At 68.3% G+C, this 11,760-nt stretch carries 8 protein-coding genes; 4 read left to right on the top strand and 4 right to left on the bottom strand.

The window, feature by feature from the left end; genetic code table 11:
- A partial coding sequence (locus N5E02_RS17660) for a pyridoxal-phosphate dependent enzyme (protein WP_279946557.1) occupies positions 1 to 528 on the bottom strand: 528 nt, incomplete at its 3' end.
- 160 nt (positions 529 to 688) lie between these two features.
- Between N5E02_RS17660 and N5E02_RS17655 the strand changes: the two genes are divergently transcribed.
- Together N5E02_RS17655 and mnmG are read left to right on the top strand one after the other, a co-directional pair.
- Positions 689 to 1,180 carry a hypothetical protein gene (locus N5E02_RS17655; protein WP_049415731.1) on the top strand — a complete coding sequence of 164 codons (492 nt, stop codon included), beginning with the start codon at positions 689 to 691 and terminating at the stop codon, positions 1,178 to 1,180.
- 542 nt (positions 1,181 to 1,722) lie between these two features.
- Complete coding sequence (gene mnmG, locus N5E02_RS17650; RefSeq protein ID WP_005420137.1) at positions 1,723 to 3,612, top strand: tRNA uridine-5-carboxymethylaminomethyl(34) synthesis enzyme MnmG; 1,890 nt, start codon at positions 1,723 to 1,725, stop codon at positions 3,610 to 3,612.
- Positions 3,613 to 3,819: 207 nt separating this feature from the next.
- On the opposite strand, the gene smeC is transcribed toward mnmG, so the two are convergent.
- From smeC to smeA, 3 genes are read right to left on the bottom strand one after another with little or no spacing between them, the layout of a single operon-like run.
- Positions 3,820 to 5,235 carry a multidrug efflux transporter outer membrane subunit SmeC gene (gene smeC / locus N5E02_RS17645; protein ID WP_065185872.1) on the bottom strand — a complete coding sequence of 472 codons (1,416 nt, stop codon included), beginning with the start codon at positions 5,233 to 5,235 and terminating at the stop codon, positions 3,820 to 3,822.
- Positions 5,232 to 8,381, bottom strand: coding sequence for a multidrug efflux RND transporter permease subunit SmeB (gene smeB, locus N5E02_RS17640; protein ID WP_279946556.1), 3,150 nt, complete (start codon positions 8,379 to 8,381; stop codon positions 5,232 to 5,234). The genes smeC and smeB overlap by 4 nt, the downstream gene beginning before the upstream one ends.
- A gap of 12 nt (positions 8,382 to 8,393) precedes the next feature.
- Entirely contained in the window at positions 8,394 to 9,590 is a 1,197-nt protein-coding gene (smeA, locus tag N5E02_RS17635) for a multidrug efflux RND transporter periplasmic adaptor subunit SmeA (protein ID WP_065177884.1), read from the bottom strand.
- Between the two features lie 128 nt (positions 9,591 to 9,718).
- Between smeA and baeS the strand changes: the two genes are divergently transcribed.
- Together baeS and N5E02_RS17625 are read left to right on the top strand one after the other, a co-directional pair.
- Positions 9,719 to 11,110: a sensor histidine kinase efflux regulator BaeS gene (gene baeS, locus N5E02_RS17630; RefSeq protein ID WP_053496809.1), complete on the top strand. Its 1,392-nt coding sequence runs from the start codon at positions 9,719 to 9,721 to the stop codon at positions 11,108 to 11,110.
- Positions 11,107 to 11,760 (top strand): response regulator (locus N5E02_RS17625; protein ID WP_279946555.1); only part of this gene is annotated, 654 nt, incomplete at its 3' end. The genes baeS and N5E02_RS17625, both read left to right, overlap by 4 nt.

Raw genomic sequence — 11,760 nt, 5'->3', positions numbered from 1 at the left:
CACGTCGAACGGGCCGTCGCTGTGCAGCAGCTCCAGTGCTGCGGTGCCCTGCCCGGCCATCACCGCCGGGTCCGCATAGGGATGGACCAGGGTCGCGCCGGTATCAGCCTGCACTTTGGCGCAGGTGGCCTCGCGGTCGGCGATGGTTGGTGGGCAGCGCCAGAGCGTGGCGCCATGGCGGGCGATGTTGGCCAGCTTGGCCGCCACTGCACCTTCGGGCACCACCACGTGGCAGGGAATGCCACGGGTGCGCGCGGCCAGGGCCAGGGCGGCGCCGTGGTTGCCGGAGGAATGGGTGACCACGCCGGCGCCGGCGCGATCGGCATCCAGCGACCACACCGCATTGCACGCGCCGCGGAACTTGAATGCGCCACCGCGCTGCAGATGCTCGGCCTTGAACGCCAGCTGCGCGCCGGCCAGCGCATCCAGCGTGCGCGAGCGCAGCACCGGGGTCACGCTGGCGTGCGGCGCGATCCGCGCAGCGGCAGCCAGGACATCATCGGCACGGGGCAACAGTGAATCGCTCATGACGCAAGATTAACGTATGGCTCCCTGCTGGCGACCCCGGCACAGGTCATGCCAGCATGGCAGCCTTCACCTCCATTCATCCTGGACAGTGAAGTTAAGGGCCGATTCAACGCCTGCGCATGAAGCTCACTGTACAACCCGTCCTCTGGGGGGACCCACCATGAAAACGCGCCTGATGCTTGCCGGTGGCCTGATGCTGGCCCTGACCGGCTGCACCACCTACGACTATGTCGGCGGTGGCCGCAGCGGCAGCTACTACCACGGTGCGCCGTCGGTGGAGTACCGCTACCCCGCCGGCTATCCCTACAACTACGGCTACCCGTACTACGGCGGCTATGGCGGCTACTACGGCGGCTATGGCAATCCGTATTACTCGCGCCCGATCTACCGCCCGCCGCACAACCACCGCCCGCCACCGCGCCCACCCGGCAACGGCGGCGAGAACCGCCCGCCACCGCCGTCGCGGCCGTCGTACAACGGCGGTTCGCCGTGGCGGAACATGGACTCGATGCGCCGGCCGCCGCAATCGAACATCCAGCCCTCTGCGCCCCCGCCGCCGGCCCGTCCGGCTCCGGCGCCGAGTGCGCCAAGAATGAACGGTTCCCCCTGGCGCAACATGGATCGTGGGACGCAGCGCACAGTTGAGCGCTGAACCGTCTTGCATTTCACACGGTCCAAGCCGCACTCTACGGGGCCAGTGACGGCCCGCGTCACAAAGTGACAAAAACGACACGGGCCGCCGCAAAAATCTCTACGTCGATATCCGACAGGAACATCTGGATCCCCCCTGTTCCGGCCCTGTCGGATGTCGGCACCTCTGAAAGCAGACGGCCCCGCAGTGCGGGGCCGTTTGTTTTGCGGGGTCGTCAACCGGCGGCCGCAGCTTCCGTAGATCCACGCCATGCGTGGATGGCGGCCTCCCGATAGCGCCAAAAAACAGGGCCGGGCAGTCCCCCGACTGCCGGCCCCCTGCTCCCCCACCGTGCGCCTGTACCGGCCCCTGTTCCAATTCCGGTCACGGGCGCCTACGGCGCCAGCCACGGTGGGTGCTATTGGGTTATCTGCAAAAATCCTGCCAACTTTAGGGCTGATTTCGACGGGAGCCGGCCGGCGCCGACGTCGCGGCCCCGAATGGCGCTAAAATCGCCACCCCGGTGCCGCCCCGGCCGTGCCCGCCCCCAGCTGAACAGCCCCATGAACCCGTCCTTCCATCGTTACGACGTCATCGTCATCGGCGGTGGCCACGCCGGCACCGAAGCCGCGCTGGCCGCGGCCCGTACCGGCGTGCGCACCCTGCTGCTGACCCACAACATCGAAACAGTGGGCGCGATGAGCTGCAACCCGGCCATCGGCGGCATCGGCAAGGGCCATCTGGTCAAGGAAATCGACGCCCTGGGCGGTGCGATGGCGCATGCCGCCGACCGCGCCGGCATCCAGTGGCGCACGCTCAACGCCTCCAAGGGCCCGGCCGTGCGCGCCACCCGCTGCCAGGCCGACCGCAACCTGTATCGCATGGCGATCCGCGCCATCGTCGAAGGCCAGGCCAACCTGACGGTGTTCCAGGCCGCCGTCGATGACCTGGTCATTGAAGGCGACGCCGTGCGCGGGGTCATGACCCAGACCGGCCTGCGCTTCGACGCCGGTGCCGTGGTGCTGACCGCCGGCACCTTCCTGGCCGGCAAGATCCATGTCGGCCCGACCCAGTACGCCGCCGGCCGCATGGGCGACCCGCCGGCCACCACGCTGGCGGCGCGCCTGCGCGAGCGTCCTTTCCAGGTGGACCGCCTGAAGACCGGCACGCCGCCGCGCATCGATGGCCGCTCGCTGGACTACAGCGTGATGGACGAGCAGCCGGGCGATTCGCCGCGGCCGGTGATGTCCTTCCTCGGCTCGGTGGACGAGCATCCGCAGCAGGTCAGCTGCTGGATCACCCACACCACCGAGCAGACCCACCAGATCATCCGCGACGCGCTGCACCGCTCGCCGCTGTACAGCGGCCAGATCGAAGGCATCGGCCCGCGCTACTGCCCGTCCATCGAGGACAAGGTGGTGCGCTTCGCCGAAAAGGCCAGCCACCAGATCTTCGTCGAACCCGAAGGCCTGGGCATCGTCGAGATCTACCCCAACGGCATTTCCACCTCGCTGCCGTTCGACGTGCAGCTGGAGATGGTGCGCAGCATCCGTGGCTTCGAGAACGCGCACATCACCCGCCCGGGCTACGCCATCGAGTACGACTTCTTCGATCCGCGCGGGCTGAAGGCTTCGCTGGAGACCAAGCTGGTCAACGGCCTGTTCTTCGCCGGCCAGATCAACGGCACCACCGGCTATGAGGAGGCCGCCGCGCAGGGCCTGCTGGCCGGCCTCAACGCCGCACGCCAGGTGCGTGGGCTGGACGGTTGGTGCCCGCGCCGCGACGAGGCCTACCTGGGCGTGCTGGTGGATGACCTGATCACCCACGGCACCAACGAGCCGTACCGCATGTTCACCAGCCGCGCCGAGTACCGGCTGCAGCTGCGCGAGGACAATGCGGACCAGCGCCTGACCCCGACCGGCCGCGAGATGGGCCTGGTGGATGACCGTCGCTGGGGTGCGTTCGAGACCAAGCAGGCCGCTGTTGCTGCCGAGCGCGCACGCCTGGGCGCGCTGTGGGCGACCCCGGCCAATGCGCTGGGCCGCGAAGTGCAGGACACGCTGGGCGTGGCGGTCAGCCGCGAGACCAACGTGCTGGACCTGATCAAGCGCCCCGAGCTGGATTACGCGCAGCTGATGCAGGTGCCATCGCTGGGGCCGGCCGTGGCCGACGCCAAGGTGGCCGAGCAGGTGGAGATCGGCGTGAAGTACGCCGGCTACCTGGACCGCCAGCGCGAGGAGATCGAGCGCCAGCAGCGGCATGAGGCCACGCCGATCGCCGAGGCGTTCGACTATGCGACCGTGCGCGGGCTGTCGGCCGAAGCACTGCAGAAACTGGAGCGGGTGCGCCCGCAGACCATCGGCCAGGCGCAGCGTATTCCGGGCATGACTCCGGCAGCGATCTCACTGCTGCTGGTGCACCTGGAGCGCGCGCGCCGCGGCCGCGTGGCGTAACGCGGGACCGTCCGCTTCTGGTGGGTGCCGGCCTCGGCCGGCACGAATCATCCGATAGCGATACTCCGTGCATGTGTGCCGACCAAGGTCGGCACCTACCAAGGCCTCCCGCTCCGGTAGATCCACGCCATGCGTGGATGAAGGCCTCCGTGCCGACCAAGGTCGGCACCCACCGGAGCGGAAGACGCACCCACATTGGCGAACGCGCTAGCGTGCGTCGGCCCCGCCGCCCAGCACCTTGAACAACGTCACCCGGTTGCCCGCCTCCTGCTGCTGCAGCGCGATCAGGTCCTGCTGCGCGGCAAACAGGCTGCGCTGCGCATCCAGTGCCTGCAGATAGCCGTCCAGCCCGGTGCGGTAACGCGCATCGGCCAGCGTGTAGCTACGCTGGCTGGCGGCCACCCGCGCGCGCTGTGCGTCCATCTGCACGGTCAGGTGATCGCGCGTGGCCAGGGCATCGGCTACTTCACTGAAGGCCTGCTGGATCGCTTTCTCGTACTGCGCAATGCCGATGTCCTTGCCGATCTTCGAGGCATCCAGCGAGGCCTTCAGCGCTCCGGCGTGGAAGATCGGCGCGGTGATGCTGGGCGCGAACGACCAGCCACGGGTGCCGGCCGAGAACAGCGTCGACAACGCGGTGGAGCTGTGGCCGTAGTTGGCGGTCAATGTCAGCGTCGGGAAGAATGCAGCGCGCGCGGCACCGATATCGGCATTGGCCGCCTGTAGTGCGTGTTCGGCGGACAACACGTCCGGGCGCTGCAGCAGCACGCTGGACGGCAGGTTGGCCGGCAGCGGCGCCAGTGCCACGCTGCCATCCAGCGCCTGCGCGGTTGGCAGCAAGGCCGCATCCAGCGGCGCCCCTACCAGCAACTGCAATGCATCGCGATCCTGCGCCTGCTGCGTCTGCAGCTTGGCGAGCGCACCGCGCGCGGCTTCGACGCTGGTCTGTACCTGCGACAGGTCCAGGCCCGAGGCCAGGCCTTGGGCGTGGCGGGCCTCGGTGCGCTGCAGGGTCTGCTGCTGGCTGTCCAGGGTCTGCCGGGTGAACGCCAGTGACTGCTCGTCCGCTGCCAACGCCAGCCACGCCGTGGCCACTTCGGCCACCAGGCTGGTGCGCGCGGCGCGCTGGTTCTCGGCGCTGGCCAGCCAGTTCTGCAGGGCCTCGTTCTTCAGGCTGCGGATGCGTCCGAACAGATCCAGTTCCCAACTGCTGATACCCACCTGCACGGCATCAGATTCGGTTACCTGGGTGGCACCGGTCTCGCTGTTGGCATCACTTACCCGCGAGCGGGTGACACTGCCGCTGGCATCCACCGACGGCAGCAGCGCCGCGCGCTGGATGCGGTACTGCGCGCGTTCCTTCTCCACCTGCAGCATGGCCACGCGCAGGTCGCGGTTGTTCTGCAGCGCCAGCGCGATCACCTGCTGCAGGCGCGGCTCGAGGAAGACTTCGCGCCAGGCTGGCACCGCCAGTGCTGGCTCGGCCTCGGCCGTGGCGGCATTGCCGAATTGTGCCGGCACCGGCGCCTCGGGCCTCTGGTAATGCGGCGCCATGCTCACGCAGCCGCCCAGCACGGTGGTCATCGTTGCGGCCGCAATGGCGCGCAGCAGCGTCGGCTTCATGGGCTTGCCTCCGGGGCAGTGGCTTCGGCAGGCGCGCGGCCCGGGAACAGGCGGCGCACGAGCAGGTAGAACAACGGCACGAAGAACATGCCCAGCACCATCGAGGCGACCGTGCCGCCGGCCACGCCGGTACCCAGCGAGCGGCGCGCGGCCGAGCCAGCGCCGGTGGCGAACACCAGCGGCAGCACACCCATCAGGAACGCCAGCGAGGTCATCACGATCGGCCGCAGGCGCAGATAGACGGCCTGCAGGATCGCCTCGCGGGTGCTCCTGCCCTGCTGTTCAAGGATGCGCGCGAACTCGACGATCAGGATGCCGTTCTTGGCCGCCAGGCCAATCGTGGTCAGCAGGCCGACCTGGAAGTACACGTCGTTGTTGAGGCCACGCAGGTTCATCATGAGCACCGCACCAAACACGCCCACCGGCACCGCCAGCATCACCGCGAACGGCACCGCCCAGCTTTCATACAGCGCGGCCAGGCACAGGAACACGAACAGCAGCGAGATGGCGTACAGCATCGGCGCCTGATTGCCCGACAGCTGTTCCTGGTAGGCCATGTCCGACCAGGCATGGCTGAAGCCTTCCGGCAGCGCGTCGGCCAGGCGCGCGATCTCGGCCATCGCCTCGCCGGAACTGACGCCCGGCGCGGGCTGGCCGGTGATCTCCATCGCCGACACGCCGTTGTAGCGTTGCAGCGCGGCCGGCGCGCTGGACCAGTGCGCGCTGACCAGCGACGACAGCGGCACCATCTGCCCAACCTGGTTGCGCACGCTCCAGCGCTCGATGTCCTGCGGCTGCATGCGCGCTTCGGCCGTGCCCTGGATGAACACCTTCTTGATGCGGCCCTTGTAGATGAAGTTGTTGACGAAGTCGCCACCCAAGGCCGCATTCAAGGTGTCATTGATGTCCTGCGGATTCACGCCCATCGCCTGCGCCTTGGCGTCGTCCACCTTCACTGCATACACCGGCGCGTCTTCCAGGCTGGCGTAGCGCACGTTGACCAGCTTCGGATCCCTGGCGGCCTCCTTCAACAGCGTGTTGCGCGCGGCCACGGCAGCGGCATGGCCGGCGCCGCCTTCGTCCTGCAGTTCCAGGGTGAAACCGCCCGCGTCACCCAGGCCAAGGATGGCCGGTGGCGAGGTGATGAACACCTGCGCATCGGGCACGCTGGCCATGGCCGCGGTCAACCGCGCGACAATGGTGTCGGCGTCATCCTTGCGGTCATCCCAGTCCTTCAGGCGGATGAAGGCCTGGCCGACGTTCTGGCCGCTGCCGGTGACACTGAAACCAGCGGTGGCCTGGATCGACAGCACGCCGTCGTCCTTCACCGCAGCGGCACTCAGGCGATCCATCACCGCGCGGGTCTGCTCCAGGGTGGCACCGGCCGGCAGCTTCACCAGCGCGTTGAGCATGCCCTGGTCCTCGTCGGGCAGGAACGCGCCGGGCAGGTGCCACAGCAGCAGGCCGGTGGCCACGCTCAGCGCCAGGTAGAACAGTACGCCCAGCGTGCGCCGGCCAAGGAAGCCATCCACCCGGCGACGCAGGCCGTTGGAGGTGCGCTCGAAACGGTGGTTGAACCAGATGAAGCACTTGCCCAGCAGGCTCGGCTCGCCGCCGTGGTCGCCATGCGGATGGCCGCCCTTGGGAATCTGGTGCAGGATGCTGCCGCACAGCGCCGGGGTGATGGTCATCGCCACCAGCACCGACAGGACCATCGCGGCGGCAATCGTCACCGAGAACTGGCGATAGATCACGCCGGTGACACCGCTGAAGAACGCCATCGGCAGGAACACGGCGGTCAGCACCAGCACGATGCCCACCAGCGCGCCGGTGATCTGGCCCATCGCCTTCAACGTGGCCGCCTTCGGCGCCAGCCCTTCGAAGGTCATCACCCGCTCCACGTTCTCCACCACCACGATGGCATCGTCCACCAGCAGGCCGATGGCCAGCACCAGTGCGAACATGGTCAGCGTGTTGATCGAATAGCCAAATGCCGCCAGCACGCCAAAGGTGCCCAGCAGCACCACCGGCACCGCGATGGTCGGGATCAGGGTGGCGCGCCAGTTCTGCAGGAACAGGTACATCACCAGCACCACCAGGATGATCGCCTCGATCAGGGTGATCACCACTTCCTTCAGCGAGATGGTCACGAACGGCGTGGTGGTGAACGCCACGTGGTAGGTGTAGCCGTGCGGCCAGTACTTCTGCAACTGCTGCAGGCGGGTCTCGATGGCCTTGGACACGGCGATGGCATTGGCGCCGGCGTTGAGCTCGATGCCCAGCGACGCCGACGGCTTGCCGTTGAAGGTGCTGATGCTGTCGTAGCTCTCCGGCCCCAGGCCGATCGTCGCCACGTCGCCCAGGTGCACTACGCTGCCGTTGGCATCGGCCTTCAGCACCACCCGCGCGAACTGTTCGGGCGTGTGCAGGCGGCTGCGCGCGGTGACCGTGGCGTCCAGCTGCTGGCCCTTCAGTGCCGGCTGGCCACCCAGCTCACCGGCCGAGACGTCGGTGTTCTGCGCCTGCAGTGCGGTCTCGATGTCCGACGGCATCAGCGCGTACTGGCGCATCTTCTCCGGGTCCAGCCAGATGCGCATGGCGTATTCCTGGCCGATCGGCTGGATGTTGCCGACACCACTGACGCGGCTGATCTGGTCGTCGATGCGCGCTTCCATGAAGTTGGCGACATCGAAGTTGTCCATGCTGCCGTCTTCGCTGGTGAACGACAGCACCTCGAAGATCGAACCACTGGACTTGGTGATGGTCAGGCCGTTCTGCTGCACCGCCTCCGGCAGCGTCGCCATCGCCGCCTGCAGCTGGTTCTGCACCTGCACCTGCGCGGTGTCCGGATTGGTGCCGGTGGCAAACACCAGGTTGACCTGCGCCGAGCCATCGGAGGCGCTGGTGGAGGTCATGTACATCAGGTGGTCCAGGCTCTGCTGGGACTGCTCGATGACCTGGGTGACCGCGTTTTCCACGGTCTGCGACGAGGCGCCGGTGTAGGTGGCGCGGATGGTGATGGTGGGTGGGGCGATCTGCGGGTAGCGGTCCACCGGCAGGATCAGGATCGCGAGCAGGCCGAGCAGGCTGACCGCGATGGCGATCACCCAGGCGAAGATCGGCCGGTCGATGAAGAAACGAACCATGCGCGGCAGGCCTCAGTGCGACGTTTCGTCGGTGTTGCCGGTCGGGTCGATCGCCGGCATTGCGGCCAGCTGCGCGGTGGTGGCCGCCACCGCCTGCACCTGCTGGCCAAGCGCTACCGCGCTGCCGTTGCTGACGATCACCCGATCGCCAGCCTTCAGCCCCTGCGTGATCTGCCACTGGTTGCCCACTACCTGGCCGGTGCTGACCCGGCGCTCGACCACGCGGTCCTTTGCGTCGAGCAGGCGCAGCAGCGGCTCGCCACGTTCATTGCGCAGCACCGCCTTCTGCGGCACCAGCAGGGCGCGCGCATCGGTGGCCATCGGCAGCACCGCCCTCAGGTACATGCCTGGCAGCAGCAGGCCCTCCGGGTTCGGAATGACCGCGCGCAGCACCACGTTGCCGGTGCCCGGGTCGACTGCGCTGCCGACAAACTCCAGGGTGCCTTCATGCGCGTACGTGCTGCCGTCCTCCAGCAGCACCTTCACCTGTGCCTTGCCGTCGATGGCTTTCACCCGGCCGGCATCGAGCTGCTTGCGCAGCGCCAGCATCTGCGTGCTGGACTGGGTGACATCCAGATAGACCGGGTCCAACCGCTGGATGGTTGCCAGCGCCGCGTCCTGGCCGGCGGCGACCAGCGCGCCAGCGGTGACACTGGACGTGCCGATGCGGCCATCGATCGGTGCAGTAACCCGGGTGTAGTCGAGGTTGATGCGGGCCGCCTGCAGCGCAGCGCGCGCGGCGATCACATTGGCCTGGGCCTGCTTCAGTGCCGAGGTGGCATCGTCGGCGTCCTGCTTGCTGGCCGCATCCATGCCCAGCAGCGTGCGGGTGCGCTCGGCCTTCGGCTGCGCCGACAACACAGTGGCCTCGGCCTGCGCCAGCTGGCCACGCGCGGTATCGAAGGCGGCCTGGTACGGCGCCGGATCGATCTGGTAAAGCAGCTGGCCGGCCTTGACCTGCTGGCCTTCGGTGAACAACCGCTGGCGGATCAGCCCACCGACCTGCGGGCGCACCTCGGACACCTCGAACGGTACGGCGCGACCGGGCAGGGTCTGTTGCAGGGCCAGCGGCTGCACGCTGGCAGTGATGACGCCCACTTCAGGGGTGGCCGGGGCCTCGGGCCTGCCCGCCGAGCAGGCCGCCAGGGCCAGCAGCAGGGGCAGCAACAGCGGACGGGGGGAGCGGGACAGCGGGCGCAGGAGTGACATGGGGGGCGTGGGGGCCTTTCGTTGACCCGTGCACGCTGCCGTGGAACTGTGCAGAGAATATGGAGATTGTGCGACCGGCTCAGCGGGCGCTTGCTTTCGGCGCCGCATGCGCCGCTAATGGCCCCGCGATGGCGAAGATTCGACTCAAATTCGGCCTGACCGCGAAGACCTTCCTCGCGATCTTCACCGCCTGCCTGCTGGTGCTGGCAGTGAACGGTATTGCCAGCCGCGTGGCGTTCCAGACCGGCTTCCTGGACTACCTCAATGACCAGGGCGACCTGCGCATGCAGCGCGTGATGCCGCACCTGCAGCGCGAGTACAGTGCGCACGGCGGCTGGGAGCACCTGCGCGGCGACAGTGACCGCTGGGCGCGGCTGCTGCGCCCGGATCTGGCCCATGGGCACGAGGGGCCCGTGCCACCGCTGTCCGACCAGACCGGCGTTCCCTCCCGCCTGGGCCTGTTCGATGCACAGCATCGGTTCGTAGCCGGCAACCCGGACGCCACCAGCGACGACGAGCCGCACGCCGTGCAGGTGGACGGGCACACGGTCGGCTGGCTGGGCATGGTGCCGTTCCAGACCGTCATCGCCACCAACGACCTGAACTTCTACAACACCCAGATGCGTGCGTGGTGGGTGATCGGCATCGCGCTGCTGCTGGTGACGGTGCTGCTGGCCTGGCTGGTATCGCGCGCGCTGCGCCAGCGCCTTGCCAAACTGGCGGCGGCCACCCACCGGCTCGCCGCTGGCGACTACGCCACCCGCATCGAGCGCACCAGCGATGACGAGCTGGATGCACTGGTCAACGACTTCAACCGGATGGCGCAGGCGCTGGACGACACCGAGCGCAACCGCCGTGCCTTCATCGCCGATATCTCGCACGAACTGCGCACGCCGCTGGCGGTGGTTCGTGCCGAACTGGAAGCCATCGAGGACGGCATCCGCCCGCTGGACCGCGCCAACCTCGGTGCCCTGCAGGGCGAGATCCGCCAACTGGGCAAGTTGATCGACGACCTGCACGACCTGTCGATGACCCAGTCCGGCGGCCTGGCCTACCGCTTCGCACCGCTGGACCTGGCGGCGCTGCTGCGCAGCGAGCTCAATGGCATGCGCGTGCGCTTCTCCACGGCGGGGCTGGCACTGGAGGAGAACCTGCCCGCCACACCGCTGCAGGTATCCGGTGACGAACGACGCCTGCAGCAGGTGCTGGCCAATCTGCTGGAAAACGCATTGCGCTACACCCACGCCGGGGGCCGCGTACGCGTGCAGGCAGCGCGCGTGCCTGCCGGCGTGCAGCTGATCGTGGAAGACACCGCGCCAGGCGTGCCGGCCGACAAATGCGCGCTGCTGTTCGAGCGCTTCTACCGGGTGGAGAGCTCGCGCAACCGGGCCAGTGGCGGCAGCGGGCTTGGCCTGGCCATCAGCCACAACATCATCCTCGCCCACCACGGCCTCATCCACGCCGAGCCATCGCCGCTGGGCGGGCTGCGCGTGGTCATCACCCTGCCGGAGCCTGCATGAGCCCGTCCCCCGCCGCGTCCGCGAAGATCCTGATCGTCGAGGATGAGCCACGCCTGGCCTCGGTGCTGCGCGACTACCTGGCCGCCGCCGGGATGACCAGCGAATGGGTGGACGATGGCGGTCAGGTGATCGACGCTTTCGCGCGCTACCAGCCCGACCTGGTGCTGCTGGACCTGATGCTGCCACAGCGCGATGGCGTGGACCTGTGCCGCGAACTGCGCGCCAGCAGCGATGTACCGGTGATCATGGTCACCGCACGGGTGGAAGAGATCGACCGCCTGCTGGGCCTGGACATCGGTGCCGACGACTACATCTGCAAGCCGTTCAGTCCGCGCGAAGTGGTCGCACGGGTGATGGCGGTGCTGCGTCGCTACCGCCCGGACCCCGCTGCGCGGGCCAACAGCGGGCTGCATATCGACGAACCGGCAGCCCGCGCTACCTGGAACGGCAAGGGCCTGGACCTGACCCCGGTCGAATACCGCCTGCTGCGCACGCTGCTGGCCACGCCGGGCCGGATCTGGGCGCGCGATGAGCTGCTCGACCGCCTCTATCTGGACCACCGCGTGGTGGTCGACCGCACCGTCGACAGCCACGTGCGCAACCTGCGCCGCAAGCTGGCTGACGCCGGCATGGAAGGCGAACCGATCCGT

Source organism: Stenotrophomonas sp. GD03777 (assembly GCF_029842485.1).
Lineage (GTDB): Bacteria > Pseudomonadota > Gammaproteobacteria > Xanthomonadales > Xanthomonadaceae > Stenotrophomonas > Stenotrophomonas sepilia.
The sequence above is the reverse complement of the archived record's forward strand: the minus strand, read 5'-3'. Positions and strand labels throughout refer to the sequence as shown.